The organism is Hydrogenophaga aquatica (assembly GCF_054780915.1).
Genome location: NZ_BAAGVK010000008.1, coordinates 62,671 through 80,689, shown reverse-complemented (window position 1 = coordinate 80,689; position 18,019 = coordinate 62,671). Strand labels below are relative to the sequence as shown.

At 59.8% G+C, this 18,019-nt stretch carries 18 protein-coding genes; 1 reads left to right on the top strand and 17 read right to left on the bottom strand.

Translation table 11 applies throughout. The features are described 5' to 3' along the window. Nucleotides 1–4: 4 nt before the first annotated feature. The 9 genes from fliN to fliF all read right to left on the bottom strand — a co-directional run bounded on the left by fliN (nt 5) and on the right by fliF (nt 8,710). Nucleotides 5–418 (bottom strand): flagellar motor switch protein FliN, encoded by a 414-nt coding sequence (gene fliN, locus ACYVHH_RS06390; protein ID WP_460564296.1) that lies wholly within the window; start codon nt 416–418, stop codon nt 5–7. Then, complete coding sequence (gene fliM / locus ACYVHH_RS06385; protein ID WP_460564295.1) at nt 408–1,412, bottom strand: flagellar motor switch protein FliM; 1,005 nt, start codon at nt 1,410–1,412, stop codon at nt 408–410. The genes fliN and fliM overlap by 11 nt, the downstream gene beginning before the upstream one ends. A gap of 27 nt (nt 1,413–1,439) precedes the next feature. Next, a complete protein-coding gene (locus tag ACYVHH_RS06380) occupies nt 1,440–1,955 on the bottom strand; it encodes a flagellar basal body-associated FliL family protein (protein ID WP_460564294.1) in 516 nt (171 codons plus the stop codon). 154 nt (nt 1,956–2,109) lie between these two features. Further along, the gene (locus ACYVHH_RS06375) at nt 2,110–3,381 is read right to left on the bottom strand and encodes a flagellar hook-length control protein FliK (RefSeq protein ID WP_460564293.1); all 1,272 of its coding nucleotides are present in this window, start codon (nt 3,379–3,381) and stop codon (nt 2,110–2,112) included. Beyond that, nucleotides 3,378–3,848, bottom strand: a complete 471-nt coding sequence (gene fliJ, locus ACYVHH_RS06370; protein ID WP_460564292.1) for a flagellar export protein FliJ — start codon at nt 3,846–3,848, stop codon at nt 3,378–3,380. The genes ACYVHH_RS06375 and fliJ overlap by 4 nt, the downstream gene beginning before the upstream one ends. After that, complete coding sequence (gene fliI, locus ACYVHH_RS06365) at nt 3,845–5,320, bottom strand: flagellar protein export ATPase FliI (protein WP_460564291.1); 1,476 nt, start codon at nt 5,318–5,320, stop codon at nt 3,845–3,847. Before fliI ends, fliJ begins: the two co-directional genes overlap by 4 nt. Next, complete coding sequence (locus ACYVHH_RS06360) at nt 5,313–6,020, bottom strand: FliH/SctL family protein (protein WP_460564290.1); 708 nt, start codon at nt 6,018–6,020, stop codon at nt 5,313–5,315. Before ACYVHH_RS06360 ends, fliI begins: the two co-directional genes overlap by 8 nt. Further along, nucleotides 6,004–7,002: a flagellar motor switch protein FliG gene (fliG, locus tag ACYVHH_RS06355; protein WP_460564289.1), complete on the bottom strand. Its 999-nt coding sequence runs from the start codon at nt 7,000–7,002 to the stop codon at nt 6,004–6,006. The genes ACYVHH_RS06360 and fliG overlap by 17 nt, the downstream gene beginning before the upstream one ends. Nucleotides 7,003–7,021: 19 nt before the next feature. Then, nucleotides 7,022–8,710: a flagellar basal-body MS-ring/collar protein FliF gene (gene fliF, locus ACYVHH_RS06350; protein WP_460564288.1), complete on the bottom strand. Its 1,689-nt coding sequence runs from the start codon at nt 8,708–8,710 to the stop codon at nt 7,022–7,024. A 190-nt stretch (nt 8,711–8,900) separates the two neighbouring features. Between fliF and fliE the strand changes: the two genes are divergently transcribed. Continuing rightward, on the top strand, nt 8,901–9,215 hold the full coding sequence (gene fliE, locus ACYVHH_RS06345) for a flagellar hook-basal body complex protein FliE (RefSeq protein ID WP_460564287.1): 315 nt from the start codon (nt 8,901–8,903) through the stop codon (nt 9,213–9,215). A gap of 29 nt (nt 9,216–9,244) precedes the next feature. Here the strand turns inward: fliE and ACYVHH_RS06340 are convergent, their stop codons facing one another. The 8 genes from ACYVHH_RS06340 to ACYVHH_RS06305 all read right to left on the bottom strand — a co-directional run bounded on the left by ACYVHH_RS06340 (nt 9,245) and on the right by ACYVHH_RS06305 (nt 17,978). Continuing rightward, nucleotides 9,245–9,547: a flagellar protein FliT gene (locus tag ACYVHH_RS06340; RefSeq protein ID WP_460564334.1), complete on the bottom strand. Its 303-nt coding sequence runs from the start codon at nt 9,545–9,547 to the stop codon at nt 9,245–9,247. An 80-nt stretch (nt 9,548–9,627) separates the two neighbouring features. Beyond that, on the bottom strand, nt 9,628–9,930 hold the full coding sequence (locus ACYVHH_RS06335; protein ID WP_460564286.1) for a flagellar protein FliT: 303 nt from the start codon (nt 9,928–9,930) through the stop codon (nt 9,628–9,630). 110 nt (nt 9,931–10,040) lie between these two features. Next, on the bottom strand, nt 10,041–10,466 hold the full coding sequence (fliS, locus tag ACYVHH_RS06330) for a flagellar export chaperone FliS (protein WP_460564285.1): 426 nt from the start codon (nt 10,464–10,466) through the stop codon (nt 10,041–10,043). Nucleotides 10,467–10,825: 359 nt separating this feature from the next. Next, nucleotides 10,826–11,257 (bottom strand): GNAT family N-acetyltransferase, encoded by a 432-nt coding sequence (locus ACYVHH_RS06325; RefSeq protein WP_460564284.1) that lies wholly within the window; start codon nt 11,255–11,257, stop codon nt 10,826–10,828. A 43-nt stretch (nt 11,258–11,300) separates the two neighbouring features. Next, a complete protein-coding gene (gene rffA, locus ACYVHH_RS06320) occupies nt 11,301–12,470 on the bottom strand; it encodes a dTDP-4-amino-4,6-dideoxygalactose transaminase (RefSeq protein ID WP_460564283.1) in 1,170 nt (389 codons plus the stop codon). Between the two features lie 117 nt (nt 12,471–12,587). Continuing rightward, complete coding sequence (locus ACYVHH_RS06315; protein ID WP_460564282.1) at nt 12,588–13,466, bottom strand: hypothetical protein; 879 nt, start codon at nt 13,464–13,466, stop codon at nt 12,588–12,590. Next, entirely contained in the window at nt 13,459–17,136 is a 3,678-nt protein-coding gene (locus ACYVHH_RS06310) for a glycosyltransferase (RefSeq protein WP_460564281.1), read from the bottom strand. The genes ACYVHH_RS06315 and ACYVHH_RS06310 overlap by 8 nt, the downstream gene beginning before the upstream one ends. After that, nucleotides 17,136–17,978, bottom strand: a complete 843-nt coding sequence (locus tag ACYVHH_RS06305) for a flagellin N-terminal helical domain-containing protein (RefSeq protein WP_460564280.1) — start codon at nt 17,976–17,978, stop codon at nt 17,136–17,138. The genes ACYVHH_RS06310 and ACYVHH_RS06305 overlap by 1 nt, the downstream gene beginning before the upstream one ends. Nucleotides 17,979–18,019: the final 41 nt, after the last annotated feature.

The window sequence follows — 18,019 nt, the reverse complement described above, 5'->3', positions numbered from 1 at the left end:
CTGGTCAGTGCTTGCTGAGCCGGCGCAGGCGCTCCGACGGGGTGACGATGTCGGTCAGGCGGATACCGAACTTCTCGTTGACCACCACCACCTCACCCTGTGCAATGAGGTAGCCGTTGACGAGCACGTCCATCGGTTCGCCTGCCAGGGCGTCGAGTTCCACGATGGAGCCCTGGGCCAGTTGCAGGATGTATTTGATCGGCACCTTGGTGCGGCCCAGTTCCACGGACAGCTGCACGGGGATGTCCAGCACCATGCTGATGTCGTTGTTGCCCGAAGGCGGAGGAACGTCGCCATCGAAGTGCGGGGCACCGGCCGCGAAGTCCTGTGCCTTGTCGGTGGACGCCTGTTCCTGCAGCGCCTGGGCCCAATCGTCGGCCAGGGCTTCGTTGTCGGGGGAATCGTTTTCACTTGTCATATTGGGCTCCATGCCAGGACTTGTCCTGGCTGCGCAGGGTTTGCACGACCTTGAGGGCGTACTTGCCATTGTGAGTGCCGTACTCGCATTCGAGGAGGGGCACGCCATCGACCTTTGCCTGGATCACGCGCTCGCGTTCCAGCTCGATGAAGTCGCCCACCTTCAGTGCCAGCAGCTGCTCGATGGTGGCGTCGGACTGGGCCAGCTCCGCGACCAGTTCCACCTCGGCGGCCTGGATTTCGTGGCTCAGCAGCTTGACCCAGCGCCTGTCCACTTCGATCGAGTCGCCCTGCAGCGTGGAGTAGAGCACGTCGCGAATGGGTTCCAGCGTGGAGTAGGGAATGCACAGGTGCAGCGAACCGGTGATGTCGCCGATCTCCAGCGTGAAGCTGGTGCTGACGATGATTTCGCTGGGCGTGGCAATGTTGGCGAATTGCGGCTGCATTTCGGAGCGCTGGTAAGCCAGCTCCAGCGGGTACACGCCCTTCCAAGCCTTCTTGTACTCTTCCGAAACCACTTCCACCATGCGGTTGATGACGCGCTGTTCGGTGGGGGAGAAGTCGCGGCCCTCGATGCGGGTGTGGAATTTGCCGGTGCCGCCGAACAGGCTGTCGATGACGCCGAACAGCAAGGTGGGTTCGCAGACGATCAGGCCGCTGCCACGCAGCGGACGCACTGCCATGATGTTGAAGTTGGTCGGAACGACCAACTCGCGCAGGAACATGCTGTACTTCTGCACCTGCACCGGGCCTACCGAGATCTCGGGGCTGCGCCGTATGAAGTTGAACAGGCCCACGCGCAGGTTGCGCGCGAACCGCTCGTTGATGACTTCCATGGTGGGCATGCGCCCACGGACGATGCGCTCCTGGCTGGCGAGGTCGTAGTTGCGGATACCTCCGCTGGGCAGCTCGTCCTTGGCCAGCTTCTGGCTTTCACCGGTCACACCCTCGAGCAGGGCATCGATCTCGTCCTGGGAGAGAAAGGCGTCGCTCATGGTCGTCTCTTGGCGGTTGGTGTCGTGTTATTGCACGATCAGGCTGGAGAACAGCACCGCTTCAACGGGGCTTTCGCCGCGCGTCACGGCTGTACCTGTGGTTTCGCGGACCAGCTGGAGGATGTCGCTGGCAAGTTTTTCCTTGCCTTCGTGGCGCAGCAGTTCCTCGGCCTTGCGAGACGACACCAACATCAGCACGCCGCTGCGCACCGATGGCATGAACGCCTTGATGCGGTCAACGGTGACCTGGTCTGCAACCTGCAGGGTGACACCTACCTGAGCGTAGCGGATGCCGCCTTCGTCGGCCAGGTTGACCACCAGGTTCTCGAGAGGCATGAACTGCGGCGGTGCCTTGACCTTGCTGCTCTTGACGGGTTTCTGCACCTCGGCGCCATCTTCCTCGTCTTCAGGGTGCCCTTTGAGAAGGAAGAAGGCCGCGCCTGCCCCGGCCAGGGCGAGCACCAGCACACCAATGATGATGATCAGGAGTTTCTTGCTCTTCGGTTTGGCGTTTTCAGCGCCTGCTGGGGGCTTGGCGGCCATGGATGATGCCTTTGCTTCGGTGTGGAACGTTGTCTGGTCGGTGCCAGGATGCCAGGAACGTTATTCTGTCATGGGGATTATGGACACGGGCCGGGGCGCCTAAAGTGCAAAAAGCCGGGGCATGCCCGGCTTTTTTGGCGGTTGGGCAAGGTCATCAGGCGTAGATGTCCAGCGCACGTTGGCTTCCTGGCCTGATTTCCACCGCCTGGGCACTGCCGCCCATGTCTTGAACCCGGTCCAGCGCCCGGTGCAGGCCGCGCCAGCCGGGGGGCGATTCCTGCTGACCTGCGGAGCGTCCGTCACCATGCCCACCCTGGGCACTCACCGAAACACCCCCCAGGTCCATGCCCTGGCGTGCGAGAAGGTCGGCAAGAATGCCCTGGGCCTGGGCGCGAATGGCTTCGCGGGCTTGAGCATCGTCGGTGCGGAAGTGGATGTGTGCCCGGCCGTCCTTGAGCGTGATGTCCACATCCAGAGCCTCGCGGAGTCCGGCGTCCAGGCGCATGGCGGCACGCTTCGTGTTCTGGGACGCCCACACACTGACCTGTGCTCCCAATGTCTCGAAGGCGTCCTGCATGGCCTGGTCCATGTGTTCGGCGAACGACTGCGTGGCCGTGGCGTCGGTTTCCGTGCTGGCAGGTGCGCCGCTGTCTTGGGATGAAAGCGGGCCGGCGCCCAGGTCGGGTCCGCCACTGCCGCCCGTGGTGCCGGCATCGGTGCGCACCGATGCGCTGGCAGGTGCGGCGGCCAAGGCCGTTGGTGTAGAGGCGGCATCGCCCTGCGCGGGGCTTTGGCCGCCGCGTGGCGCAATGGCTTGCCCGTGACCGGCCTGCCACTGCAGCGTGGTTTGCCAGCCGGTGGAGCCATTGTCGGCCGGTACGGCTGGTGTGGCCGCAATGGCCTTGCCCGCCAGATTGCCTTCTGCCGACGCGGCCACCGCAGGAGTGGCCGGTTGAGCCGCTTTGGCGTTGCCCGGCCGAGCGTTCCGTGCAACGGTGCTCGGCGGCTCGCTTCCGGGGCGGGCTGGAGCGTTGTCCTGCGCCCGTGCCGCGGCAGAGTTGAGTGCGTCCTCCTCATTCGTCAAGACCTCGGATGCCGCTGTTGCGGGCAGCAACGTGGCGAGGGTGGGGGCGGCCTGCTCTGCAGGCGTGGGCTCTTGGGCCTTGGGCGGCACCAGGCCCGCCAGTGCCGGGTCTTCCAGCAGGGGCTCGTTGCCATTGCTTTCGCCATCACCGGGCAGGGCGGCGCTGTCCTCTGCTGGCGTGTTCTGGACGGGGGCCAGGTTTTCTTGCAGCAACTGCGCGAACAGATCCGCTTCCGGTGCCTGGGCCTGTGCGCTGCCTTGTGACTGACTGCGTTGCGCGGCTGCGTTGCGCTGGATGACCTGCTGTTCCTGGCGCGCGGTGGTGGCGTGTTCTGCTTTCATGGCGTGTGTTTCCAAGTGGTGGTCGACTGATGCCCCTGCCGGTGCAGGTTTGCCGCCATCTCGTCGTTGCTCTTCTGTTCCTGCCGCTGCAGCACGTGTTGCCAGGCTTTCTCGCGCCGTTCGGCGAACTTCTGCATGCTGGCCAGATCGCGTTCGGCCTGAACGACCTGCTGCTGGCAGTGCTCGATGTGCAGCTGCAGGCGCTGCAGCACGCCGTTCTGAAAGGCCACGGCGTGATCGAGCTTGGCCAGAAACTGCTGCTGGGTTTGCAGCAGGGACGCGCTGACCCCTTGGGCGGCACGCTGCGACCAGCGTTGCAAGGATTCGGCCGTATAGCCTTGCAGCTGCAGCATCTGTTGTTGGGCCTGCTGCCATTCGCGCTGCGCTTCGCCAAGCGCACGCAGGGCTTCGTCGCGGCGCTGGGTGCACACGTCAAGCACGGTGGTGAGTTGCGCGGGTTTTTTCATCGCCGGTTACCTCCTGCGCCTGCCGCGCTTCTTCCCGTGGCCCGGTTTGCGGCCGTGCCGGGCTCGGCGTCTTCGCCCAGGGCGTTGGCCAGCCGGGACACGCTGTCTTCGAAGGGGGCTTCCTCACGCATGTCCTGCATCAGAAACTTCTGCATGCCAGGAAACAGGGCGATCGCCCGGTCGGTTTCCGGATCGCTGCCCGGAACGTAGGCGCCCAGTTGGATCAGGTCGCGGCTCTTCTGGTAGCGCGAGTAGGCCTGCCGGTAGCGGCGCGACAAGTCGTAGTGCCAGGGTGTCACCACGTTGTGCATGACGCGCGAAGCGGACGCTTCGACGTCAATGGCGGGGTACACGCCCGACTCCGCCATCGAGCGGGAGAGCACGATGTGGCCGTCAAGGATCGCGCGGGCGGCATCGGCAATCGGGTCCTGCTGGTCGTCACCTTCGGACAGGACCGTGTAGAACGCAGTGATCGAGCCTTTTCCCTCAGGGCCGTTGCCACTGCGCTCCACCAGCTGGGGCAGTTTGGCAAAGCAGCTAGGGGGGTAGCCCTTGGTGGCTGGCGGCTCGCCAATGGCCAGCGCAATCTCCCGCTGTGCCATGGCGTAGCGGCTGAGGGAATCCATCAGCAGCAGCACATCCAGGCCATCGTCGCGGAAATGCTCGGCAATGGCAGTGGCGTAGTGGGCACCTTGCATGCGCACGAGTGGCGGCGAGTCGGCAGGGGCAGCGACCACCGTGGCGCGCTGCAGGCCGTCGGCCCCCAGGATGTCTTCGATGAATTCCTTCACTTCACGCCCACGTTCGCCAATGAGCCCCACGACGATGACGTCGGCCTTGGTGAAGCGTGCCATCATCCCCAGCAAGACGCTCTTGCCAACGCCCGAGCCTGCGAACAGGCCTATCCGCTGGCCTCGCCCCACGGTGAGCAGGGCATTGATGGCGCGAACGCCCGTGTCCAGCGGCTGACGTACCGGGGCCCGGTCCATGGAGTTGATGGGTGCACGTTCCAGCGGTTCGACGTCGACCTGTTGCAGCGGGCCCTGATGGTCGAGCGGGTTCCCGTAAGCGTCGACCACCCGCCCGAGCAGCCCGGCCCCCAGGGGCAGGCGAAGCACGCCGCGGTCGTTCGGCTGTATGGGCTTGGGCGCCTGGCCCAGCCTGGGCTGGGGCCGGTAGGGGGCGAGCGGCCGCACGCGGGCGCCGCTTGACAGGCCCTGAACGTCGCCAGCAGGCATGAGAAAGGCACGCTCATTGGCGAATCCCACGACTTCTGCCAGCACGGCGGTGTCGGGGTCCTGTGGCTGATCGATCACGCACTGGGAACCCACGGGAGCCTTCACGCCACGGGCTTCAAGCACCAGTCCCGCCAGGCGGGTGAGTTTGCCGCTGCTCTCCAGGGGCGTGTGCTGACTGGCGGCCTGGCGGCTCACGGTCAGGAACTGTTCCCAGCGGTTCGACGCGTCAGACATCGGCTTGCTCCCCTGGGTTCCAGGGCCGGTCCATGCCTATGTTGGCGATGGCACGCGTCCAGCGGCGCTCCACAGTGCCATCCACAGTGCCTTGGGCGCTTTCAACCACGCAGCCGCCTGGTGTGAGCGCCGCGTCGGACAAAAGGCGCACGTTCTGGGCGGCCAGAGCGGGTCCCATGTCGGCTTGCAAGAGCTCCATGTCGCTGGGATGCAGGCGCAAGGTGGCTGGTTGTCCGTCTTCAACGGCTAGGGCCAGCGCTTCCTGGACGACCGGGCGGATCGCCTCCAGGGGCGTGGAGAGTTCCCTCCGCACCACCTGCCTGGCAATGTCGCAAGCCAGCTCCAGCAATTGGGCGGCCAGCGCGTCTTCCAGGTGCGAAAGCGATGAACGGGTGCTGTTGACCAACTTTTCCAGGTGGGCAGCCTGCTCCCGGATGAGCTGCTGCATGGGCTGGGTCAGCGCGTCCTGTGTTTCTTTGGCGCCAACCTGCCGTCCATGCTCGAAACCTTCGTTGTAGGCCTGCTGGCGGGCTTCCTCCAACTGCTCCCCTGTGGGGGCGGGGGGCGCCTCCTGCTGCACTTCATCGGGCTTGGCGGCGTTCGCGTCCATCGACTCGAATTGCCAGGCCGAGACCTCCTGCACTTCTTCCCGTGGAATGAAGCGCTGGTAGGGGTTGCTCCGGTTAGACGAAGGCGTCATCTCCGCCTCCACCCAGAACGATCTGTCCTTCGTCGGACAAGCGGCGCACGATCTTCAGGATGTCCTTCTGCTGGGCTTCCACCTCGGACAGGCGCACCGGCCCGCGGGACTCCAGGTCTTCCCGGAGCGCTTCGGCCGCACGGCTGGACATGTTCGCAAGAATCTTTTCCTTGAGTTCCGAACTGGAGCCCTTGAGGGCAATGACCAGCGCGTCGGAGGCAACCTCCTTGAGAACCATCTGGATGGCCTTGTTGTCCAGCTTGAGCAGGTCCTCGAAGGTGAACATCTTGTCCATGATCCGCTGCGCCAGGTCGGGGTCGCTCTCGCGGATGGAGTCCACGACGCTGGTCTCAAGGCTGGTGCCCAGCAGGTTGATGATCTCCGCGGCCGTTTGCACGCCACCCAGCGAACTTTTGCGGATTTTGTCGCCGCCCGCAAGCACCTGGTACAGCGCTTCGTTCAGGTCTTTCAGCGCGGTAGGCTGGATGCCCTCAAGAGTGGCTATGCGCAGCATTACCTCGTTGCGGGTGCGCTCCGTGAAGTTCTTGAGGATGTTGGCCGCGTGGTCCTGGTCAAGGTGCACGAGTATGGCTGCGAGGATCTGTGGGTGCTCGTTGCGCAGCAGTTCTGCAATGGAGATCGGGTCCATCCATTTCAGACTTTCGATGCCCGAGACGTCCCCGCCCTGGAGGATGCGGTCGATCAGCAGCGATGCCTTGTCGTCACCCAGCGCGCGGCGCAGCACGGCACGGACGTAGTTGTCGGTGTCCGACACCAGCAAACTCTGCGAGGCGGCTTCGCTGGTGAAGCGCTCCAGCACGCTGTCGACCTTTTCCTTGGACACAGCGCGCATGCGCGCAATGGTTTCGCCCAGGCGCTGCACTTCCTTGGGGGAAAGGTGCTTGAACACCTCTGCCGCCTCTTCCTCGCCCAGCGACATCAGAAAGATGGCTGCGTCCTGAACACCGTCGTTGTCACTCATGCCTGTTTACCCAGTGTGGTCACGTGGCGTCGCCATTGACCCAGCCTTTGATGATGTTGGCCACGGCGACCGGGTTTTCCCGGGCCAGCCGCTTGGCGTCTTCAAGCCGCAGCATCTCGGCCGTCACCTCATTTTGCACCGGTACGGGCAGAGCGGGGCGTTGAGGCTGGTCGTCAACCACGGCATCAAGCTGGGGCGTGTCGGCTTTGCCGGTTTCTGCTGGCGTCTTCATCAACTTCAGCGTTGGGCGCACCATTCCCAGGAAGAGGATGAGGCCCAGCAATAGCATGCCGGCCGGCCAGGCGAGGCTGCGTGCCAGCTCCTGGGTGTCGGGCTGCTTCCACCATGGGATGTCTGCCGTCTCGGAAGAGGTCTTGGTGAAGGCTGTGTTCAAGACATTGACCGAGTCGCCACGGTTGGCGTTGAATCCGATGGCCTCACGGACGAGGGCTGTGATCTGTTCAAGCTGCTCAGCGGGAATGGGTTCGGTGGTCGGCTCTCCACGGCGGTCGGTTCCGGCTTTGTGGTTCAGGACGACGGCTGCTGTGAGGCGCCGGACCGTGCCCGTGGCGTTTCGGGTCACCATCACGGTCTTGTCGACTTCGTAGTTGATGACCTGCTCGCGGCGCATGTTGGGGTCGGTGCTGCCAGCTTGCACGTTCGCGCCGGGCACCACGCCTACCGCAGCTGCATCGCCGTTGACCGGTGCTGTGGTGGCGCCCGGTGCCTGGTTGGCTACCGCACCCGGAACGCCCGCAGGCAGCTGGCCCACCGCCGCGCCTGCTTCAATCAGCTGCTGGCTGCGCACGGTGCTGGGTTCGCCGTTCTGGTTGGGCCGGTGCTGCTCGCTGGTCTGCTCGGTCAGGGAAAAATCGACATCGGCTGTGACCTGGGCGCGCACGTTGTCGCGGCCCAGCACGGGCTCCAGCAGGTCCAGAATGCGCTGGGTGTACATCTTTTCGATGGTCCGCGTGTATTCCAGCTGCTTGGAGTCCGGGCCGCCTGATTCGCCGTCGGGCGACTGGGACAGCAGGTTGCCGTTCTGGTCCACCACGCTCACGGCTTTGGGGTTCATCTCGGGCACGCTGCTGGCCACCAGGTGGACGATCCCTGCAATCTGGGTGCGATCCAGTGTGCGCCCGGGGTAAAGCGTCAGCAGCACGCTGGCGGAAGGCTTTTGCTGCTCGCGGAAGAAACCGTTCTGGTTGGGCAATGCCAAGTGGATGCGGGCATCCGATACGGAGCTGAGCGCGGTGATGGAGCGGGTCAGTTCCCCTTCCAGCCCTCGCTGGAAGGTCAGGCGTTCCTGGAACTGCGTCATGCCCAGCCGGGTGGTGTCAAGCAGTTCAAAGCCAACGGTCGATCCGCGCGGCAGGCCCTGCGAGGCCAGACGCAATCTGGTGTCATGCACCTTGTCTGCCGGCACGAGGATGGCGCTGCCGCCATCGGCATGCTTGTAGGGAATGTTCAACTGCGACAGTTGCGCGAGCACCGCGCCGCCGTCCTTGTCAGACAGGTTGGCATAGAGGACGCGGTAATCCGGGCGGTTGGCCATGTAGAAACCGGATGCCAGCACCCCCACCATCGCCAGGACGCCAACGCCCAGCAAGAGCTTGCGTGCGCTGCTCAGGCGAGAGAATCCAGCCACCAGCGGATTGGACGGTGTGGCGGGCAGCGGGCTTTCAATCTCGGCGACGGCTGTGTTCATGTTGTGGCTGGCTCGGTAATCCCGGCCCGGTTTGAGGTTCCCAGGCCCTGTCTGGCGAGATTATGGGAGCCATGTGGCCGCGCTAAAGCAAAAATAGGCCGGTTTTCTGCCCGCTGTTCGCCTTTAAGTTTGACGGGCACCGCCCGTAGCATAGGACCCATCTGAAAGTACTGCTCCAAGGAGCCACACCATGGACCTGCGCCTTACACCTTTGACGAATGCGAACCTGTCAGCCTTGCGCCAGACAAAGGCGGCGGGTGCAGGAGCGGCTGCGGGCGTTCAGGGGGGCTTCGGTGACGCCTTCAAGACGGCGTTGCAGAATGTGAGTGCGGCTCAGAACAAATCGTCGGAGCTGCAGACCCAGGTACAGCTGGGCAATCCGAATGTGAGTCTGGAAGAAACCATGCTGGCCATGCAGAAGGCCCAGATCGGCTTCCAGGCCGCGCTCCATGTGCGCAACCGGATGATGCAGGCTTATACCGATGTGATGAACATGCAGGTGTAAAAAAAGCGGCCCGAGTGGGCCGTTTTTTGTCAGTGCAGTTGCACGGGATGCTGCACATGCATCATCCGTCCAAGATCGTCAATCCAGGGTTCGGCCAGTTCCCTTATCTGCGCATCGTGGCGCAGGATGGTCATCATGATGCGGTGTTTCTCCGCTCGATCTTCAGCCGACAGATCCAGGGCGCCTGACCGCTCGCGCAGTTGCTCGATCAGCACCGCGCACGCGCCTTCCAAGCGCACCACTTCGTCCCAGTCTTCGGCTTCAGCAGCCTTCAGCATGAGTGAACTGGTGGTTTCGATGGCCTGGTAGTAGTCCAGCAGCGTCTGCATGATGCGTTCCTTGCGCGGTGTTTTTGTGTTCCTGCAATTCTTATCGGCGTAGGCTGGCAGAACTTGACGAAGATGTAAGGATGTCAGTGACGCATGGCGTCGGTCCCAGGGCAAAGAATGTGGCTGAGGCCCGACATCCATGGCTCGGCCAGGGAGCGGATCTGCGCTTCATGGCGCAGGATAGAGAGCATGATGCGTTGCTTGCTGGCTTTCTCGGCAGGGGACAGTGTGGCAGATCGTGCCAGTTCGCGGGCGCGCTGCACCTGTTCACCGCACACCTCTTCCAGTCGGCTGACTTCATGCCAGTTGCTTTGACGAGCTGCCAGAAGCATGCGCTCGCTGGTGCGTTCGATGGTTTGGTACTGGGTCAAGAGGGATGTGGTCATCAGCTGTTCTGTTCGGCAGTTTTGTTCTTGTAATTCATATCGACATGCCGCGCACGGTGTTGAGCTGGAATAGCGCTGGATAAACCGGGTTTATCGGCACGTCGTGCCCCTCAGGTCTTGGGCGTACCAGGTTCTGGTGATGCGTTGTTCTGGCGAATCTGGACCCAAGCCTCGGCTATGGGCTTGATCATCCCGATGACCTCCTGAATCTTGGCCGTGTCGTTCTTGAGGTTGGCTTGTGTTAAGGCCATGATGGCGTAGTCATACACCGCCGCGAGGTTGGCGCTGATCTCTCCGCCTCGCTCAAGGTCCAGGTTGGCGTAAAGGCCTTCCTGGAGTATGCGTATGGCCTTGTTGATGTGCTTGATCTTGGCGGAGATGTCCTGTTGCGCCATGGCACCCATGGCGGCATTCAATGTTTCCAGCAGCGATTCGTACATGAGTGCGACGAGCTGGTGCTGGTCATGTCCCACAGCTCGAGTCTCGATGCCGATGCTGCGGTAGGCGGACGCGGCGCGGCGGTGGCTAGTGGTCATGCGCGGTCCTTGATAAGGGTTTGGTGGGAGGTCTCTGCATATGTCGTCTCAGGCTGCGATGACTCAAGTCGATATTCTGCCTCTGAACGGCGATGGCTCTTACCCGGTCTCGCGGCCGGTTTTCACTGGCCTCTTGGCTGCAGTGTTCATACTGGATGGTGTTGACGTAAATCAGCGAAGATGCATGGGCCAGTGACTGTAGAAAGCCACGTTCAATAGAGTCCCCGTGGTCTGAATCCCGTCCCGGACAGGAGCTGGCAAACCAGCAGGTTACTCGCCTTGGTGTCCAAGGGTCCAAGGGATTTCCAGGTGTACTTGATTTGAACCCATGGTTTATATGTCTCGAAGTAGAGGCAAGGTCAGTCCTGGATCAGAATTTTCATGATCTGGCCAGAGGCTACGAAACCATTCGCTGCGTAGAACGGTTGAGCTGCCGCTGCGCTCTCAAGGGATACCTTGAAACAGCCGAGCTTGCGCGCTTCGTCCAGAAGGGCACTCAGGATCAGCCTACCAATCCCTTTGCCGCGCATATCTTTTGCCACAACCATATCTTCGACGATTCCGGAGCGTCCGCCACGCACGCGGCTAATGACAAAAACCGAGCCAAAGCCGACCAACCTGTTGTTCCAAACGGCAACACAAGCATGGCAGTCTGGTTGAGTGGCGAAAGCTTCGGCGAGGGAAAGAATGGCTTCTGCATTTGGTCGGTAGTCGCTGACATCCTGGAGCAGGTTAATGACGGTGCCGATGTCTGCGGGCTCGAATTTGCGAATGGTGACGTGTGCGTTCATCAGATTGAAGGCTCTTTGTGGACTATGGCGTGATGTTCTGATGCTATGGGTGCTTCAAGATCGGGGGGCTTGAATCGGATAACTCAATGGCCGATTTGAGAGACTCAATGACGCGAGTCTGCTCCGATTCGCTCATGCCAATCCAGATGGGTAGGCGGATGATGCGTTCCGATAGTTGCTCAGTATTCGTCAGTTCGCCGTGAGTTCTGCAAAAGCGGCGGCCTGCTGGAGATGAGTGTAAAGGTATGTAGTGAAACAGGGCATGGATTTCATCCTGCTTCATCCTGTTCAGGACCAAATTGCGATCTGTATCTGTGTTTAGTAGTGCATAAAATATATGCCCGTTGTGCTCGCAATGGGCTGGGACTATGGGGCGACGTAAAAGGCCATCTCGCTCAAGTGGTTCAATGAGTGAGTTGTATCGATTCCATATTTTGAGACGTTGATCGGTGATATATTCTGACTGCTCTAATTGTGCCCAGAGAAATGCTGATATCAATTCGCCTGGCAAGAAAGAGGAGCCAATACTTTGCCAAGTATATTTGTCCACCTCGCCGCGAAAAAAGCGACTCCGGTCGGTGCCTTTTTCGCGAATTATCTCTGCTTGTTTGATGTAGTTGGGTTGATTGATGAGCAGCGCTCCGCCTTCGCCGCTTATGATGTTCTTTGTTTCATGAAAGCTGTATGCACCTAAATTCCCGATTCCGCCAAGAGGTAATCCCTTGTATTTTGCCATCACGCCCTGTGCAGAATCCTCGATTACGCTGATGGAGTGTCTTTCGGCTATATCCATGATGGCGTCCATTTCGCACCCAACGCCGGCGTAATGAACGGGAACTATTGCTTTGGTTCGGCTTGTAATGGCTGATTCAATTTTTGTCTCATCTATGTTCAGGGTGTCGGGGCGGATATCGACGAAAACCGGTACTCCGCCACGCAAGACAAAGGCGTTCGCAGTGGAGACAAAAGTGTAGGAGGGCATGATGATCTCATCGCCGGGCCGGACGTCGATGAGCAGCGCTGCCATTTCAAGCGCGGCTGTGCAAGAGTGAGTTAATAAGGCCTTGTGCGAACCCGTATTGGACTCTAGCCATTGATGGCATTGTTTGGTGAACCACCCATCGCCCGCCAGCATATTCCGCTGTTTGGCATCTTGGATGTACTCAATCTCAGTGCCTGTCATATAAGGGCGGTTGTAAGGTATTTGAGTCATCTAAGCCATCCGGTTGGGTAGTTAGGGTTGTCCTGGGTTGAATGTTATGATGCGGAATTGCTGGTTTTGTGAATGTGGGGTCTGTAATGTCAAAATTCTTTGTGTGCGACTTGGGTGTCAGGGCTTATTCTTTACTTCTTGAATCCATATATTTACCTCGCTTTTTAATTCGTTTGTCCAATTTGACTTTCTCTGGAGGTGTGTTCTTGTGACCTCTGGTAATGATTCGGTTGCAGATTGTACACTTTCTTCGGTGAATCCCCATGCCGACCCGTAATCAAAATGTGGTCCACTGTGGAGGCCTGGATGTAGAATTGGAGACTCCAAGAATATCACGGGAACCCCGCAGAGCTGGGCGATGATGGCCGTCCCGGTCCATTCGCTTGTGAGAAATATCTTTGTTCTCCAGAATAAACTCCTTAGTTCTTTGTAATTTAGTCTAGATGCGGGTGTCAGTATTTTTGTGGCAGGAATGTCTGGGGGGGTGTATCCCTTTGTATTTGTTATTCTGTTTGCGTAGTAAATAATTTCTGTTTTCTCTACATTTCTGTTGGGATGAAAGAAGTCCGGATCGTAGAGTGGGTAGGTTAGGATGCTGTTGTATTGGATGTCTTTTCCGAGTTCTTCGGTAAAGCAGCATACTCTGTCGGCCCAGGTGCTATTTCCGTCCCATGTTTTGTTTATGAATCCGGGGTAGTTCAGGAGCCACCACACTGAATAGTCTGCCTCCAGTGTGTTCTTGTGGATGATTTCTGGATAGATCGAGACTACCATCATTCCAGAATTTACAATCTTATTGTAAAATTCGAGATCTATTACCCTTGCGTGTGATCCGGGCCTTGTTTCTGTGGTCAGGATGCCTGCGTTGCATCCAAGCATTGTGATGTCTTCTGCTAGCGCGTGAAGTGCGTAAATTCCGCCGCTATTTCTGTTGAATGGAGGAGCGCAGACAACAAAAAAGATGTCTTTTTCGTTGATTGTATTGAATTCACTCATGTTGTGGTTTTGTTTTTTTCAGGGCGCTTGCCCATTTGTTGACTTGCTTTGATAGGAAGAAATTGTCCTTTACCCATTGATGCATTTTGGTGCCAATTTCATCTCTGAGCTGGTCGTCATGTATCAAGCTGTTCAGCGCCTTGATCCATTCTTGTGATGAGTTCTTCACCTTCAGCGCCGGTGGTGATTCTGTCCGGAAAGGATAGACGTCTGAGCACACGACCGGCCACCCCATAGCTCCGTACTCCAGCAGGCGCAGGTTGCTCTTGGACTCGTTAAAGAGGTTGTCCTGCAATGGGGCAATGGCAATATCCAGATCCAGCGTGGCCAGCTTGGCTGGGTAGTCTGCGTACGAAACAAATGGGTGGAATTCCTTCACGTATGGACGCAGGACGTCGGGGCACATGCCCATGAAGATCCAGTCCACCTCGCCAGCGAGTGCCCGGACCACGTCGGCGATCATTTCCAGATCGTCCAAGTGCTGCATGGCACCCGCCCAGCCAACGCGCAGACGTTGACGCGTGGTCTGGCCAGGCTTCTTGCGCAGGCCATCCCATGCGTTTTCATCCAGGCAGTTTGGCATCACCCGAACGTCCGGGCAGTATTTCCCATAGGCGTCTGCCAGTGGTTGCGTGCTCACCACCAATCGGTCGCACAGGCTCAAGGCCTTGCGCATCCGCATTTCCCCCTCACGCCGGTGTATGTGGTGCAGATGGTGTTTCGCGGGGAGGTCGCGGAACAGATCGTCAACCATCTGCACGATGAAGAGATCGGGGCAGGCCTGGCGGTACTGGCGCAACTGGCTGAAATGGTGGTCGCCAATGCTGTGCTGCACGATAAGTGTGTCGGCTTGGGTGCGTGCGACTTCCAGTGGCGTCGGCGTGCGATAGGAGCGATCTGTGCGAGGCATCACCACGGCTGTGCGAGCGAGTCCTGCGTATTGCAACGCTTGAAGCGGTTCGATGACTCGGTATTGACCGGATCCACTCGATATGGGTAGTCCGAGCACGGTTGGCCGCTCGTGTCTGGCGCGGGGCCAGTCTATGACAATCTCGGTCTCGATCTCGTAGGGTTTGTGCAACGACAGGTGGCGGTTGTAGCTGCCATCTTTGGCCAGGTGTTGCACCCAACGCGCAGTCCATTGTTCCTTTTCAAGCACCGCTCTTTCACGCAGTTCCAAGACGGTATTGGCGTCCTGCTGGATGAAGCCAAGGGTCTTGCCGCCATGGTGCAGCACATTGCTGACAGGCGTCCACACATTGCGTCCGCCTTGTTGACGTGCCCGCAGGCAGTAGTCTGCAACGGTGTTGAACAGGTTGAAGGTATGTTCGTCAAAGCCCTCCAGCGCTTCCCACAGTTTCTTGCGGGTAACGAAGCAGTGGCCAGCCACCGCCGGCACGTCCTGCGATGTCTGAAGGCGGGAGAACATGCCTTTTTCGTCCAGCAACTGCCGTTCGCCAAGGTAGGATCGGAACAGACCATCCGCTCCAACCCACAGGGGGCCACCCTGGAGGGTCGCATCCTTTTGGTGCTGGAGCACCAGACGCGGAGCGACGCAGGCGATGTCGGGTTGCTCGAAGTAAGAGCACAGTGTTTGCAGCCAGTGGTCTTGCAGGCATTCGGTGTCGTCATCCATGAACAGGATGAGCTCGCCAGTGGCCTCCTTTGCACCAGCGTTGAGCGCAGCTGCATGGTTGTACCCGCTGGTGTGGGATGTGTACTCCACAACCCTAAGGGGCATGTCGACATCCGTGCGGGCCACAACCTGTTCCACCTCCCCGCGCCGAGAGGGGTCCGTGACCAGGATGATTTCTGCCAACTCCGGCGCGCGGAACTGGCGGAAGGATTCGAGCAGACAAGTGAGGTAGCCCAGCTGAATACCCGTTGGAACCACCATGGAGACGGTGTGGCGGCGCGAGGGGATGTATTCGAGCAGCCAATTCCCCCATGTCTTGCCGGGCTCGATATTGGCCTTCTGTCCAAGCTCGCCCAGAAACGCTTGCAGCTGCCTGATTTCGTCGGCTTCACGCTGCTGGGGGAGGTATGTGGATTCGGCAGGCTGGTGTACCAAGACCGTGTCAATGTGACCGATCGGCTGCGAACCAGCGTTAGATGAAAGACGAAGAGCCAGCCCATAGGCGTTGATGAGGCGGCTGTTGCCTGCGTAGCTGCTCCACAATGCTGTTTCTACCCCGATGGCGCTGCCCAGGTAGTTGAAACAGCGCAGCCACTCGGTGTTCAGGTCGGGTTTGAAGTGAGGAACCGCTCCGTCAGGCGATGGGGCGTCGTCGTCGCAATAGACCAGCTGAACGCTTGGTGCTTGTGTGGCCAGCGAGAACTCGACCAGTGCCTGCGGTTCCAGCGTGGTTCCCGCTTCGATCAATAAGCTCCAGGGGGGCATTCCCTCAGGCTTCAGCCAGTCTTGTGGGACATCGCCATCTGTCTGCTCCACCCAGAGGAAGTTGCTACCCAGTTCGTCTGCGGGGACGGGTGATGAAAACGGCGCAACCACGGTCAGGTGCGCCGGCTGCAAGAAGCCCTGGCCCAGGCTGTCAAGGGTCTGGGCGACATCTTCCATGGTGTGGCCTTCCGCGTAGATGACGACCCCTATGGCGGTAAGGTTGCCGCTGGCCACGTGTTCAGCGTATATCTGACCATCGACTTCTCTCAGCGAACTGAGTTTTTTCCATTTCTGGTACTGGGATTGAAGCCTGAGGTATTTGGAACGGTCTGCCCGTTCAGCACGGTCCTCCTTCTTGGTAATCCACTTGTCCAGTGAATCCAGCAATTCTGGCGGCCAGCCCTTGGGGCCTTCAACGCTGTTTTGGGTGCTCCAATCGTTGGCCAATGCCTGGGCCTGGTTGGCAAACAGTTTGATCGTCTCTGCACTGCGCTCGCACAAGGACTGGTACTTCTGTTGAAAAGCCAGAAGCTCTGTCTCAATGGCGTCACCCTCAGTCGAATCCAGTTCCGTGTTCCAGCGCGTTGCAAGCGCGTTCCACATCCCTTCCGGGGCGGTTTTCAGTGCATGGTCGTTAGGAATGTAGATCACCGGGCAGCCACACAGCCGTGCCTCGGTGACGATGCTGCCGGTCTCGTACGCATACAGGCACTGCGCCTGTTGCAATAGGGCGGCGCGTGTCCGTGGCTCGAGCGGGCCGCCGGCAGAAGGGGAGATGTCTTGCAGGTGTCGATGTTCTGCGCGCACCTTCGCGTGTTGCAGGTGCAACTGTTCGGCGAAAACGAGGCGCACTTTGCGCTGACCGGTAGCTGGTCTGAATGCCTGAGGGTCTACCCATGGCACGTAAAGATCAAGATCGACTGACTCACCAGTCTGGCCGCCACTTAAGGTGATTTGGCCTGAGGATTTTTCGCTTTTGTCGTCGAGCAGTGTTTCGGGTAAATACTTTGCTCGGATGCCTACCGAAGAGGACGTGCCCGGCTTCAGGGATACCGTGATGGGAACCTTGCCTGCGAGGTAATGAGCCGCCTGCAGCTGCGGGGTGAGCTGAGGGGTCCAGAGTGTTCCGTCCAGTCGCGCGCACGATGACTGAATGTAGGCTGCAAAGCCTAGCCGGTTGAGCAGATCGCACAGTGTGTGCAGCTGGACAACCGGGGGAAGGTTGCTGTCGAATTCGGGCGCGTCGATGTAGAACGGTTGAGTCTTCATTAGCCTTGCAGAAGTCGGAGGACGTTTTGGGGTACCTGGTTCGCCTGTGCAATCATGGCGGTGCCTGCTTGCTGGAGAATCTGAGCGCGGCTGAGGTTGGCGGTTTCTGCCGCAAAGTCAGCGTCCATGATACGGCCGCGAGCTGCCGCCTGGTTCTCAACGGCCGTCTGCAGGTAGGCGATGGTGTTTTCAAAGCGGCTTTGCACGGAGCCGAACACAGCGCGGGTTTCGTTCAGGGTCTGGATGGCGGTGTCTAGCGCGGTCAAGATCGCAGAGTTGTCGGCGTTTGCGGTGCTGAGCGCACTGGCTCCGCCGGTCGTCACTTCCGTGATGTCAGTGGCTGTGCTGAGGTTGAGGTCCGTTGCCGAAATACTGATTGTCTGGCCAGCGTTCGCGCCAACCTGGAAGAGATAGTCGGCCGTGGTTTGGAAGATCGGTGCCCCATTGAACTCGACGGAGCTGAGCGTCCGGGCCACCTCCGCCACAAGCTGCGTGTATTCCTGGTTCAGCGCTTCAATGTCGCCAGACTGGTTGGTGGAGTTGATGGCCTGAACCGCCAGCTCACGCATGCGCTGGAACATGTTGCCCAAGGTAGACAACCCGCCTTCAGCGACCTGCGACAGAGAGATGCCGTCATTCGCATTGCGAATGGCCACATTCATGCCGCGAATCTGTGTGTTCATGCGCTCTGCGATCGCGAGACCGGCTGCATCGTCTTTCGAGCTGTTGACTCGCAAGCCGGAAGACAGGCGCTGCATGGTCGTGGCCATGGTGCCCTGGGTCGCGGACGTGTTGCGCTGAGCATTCAGCGACATGATGTTGGTGTTGATGCTCATGGCCATGATGGGCTCCTTCAAAAATTCAATTGAATTCAGCCACTCAG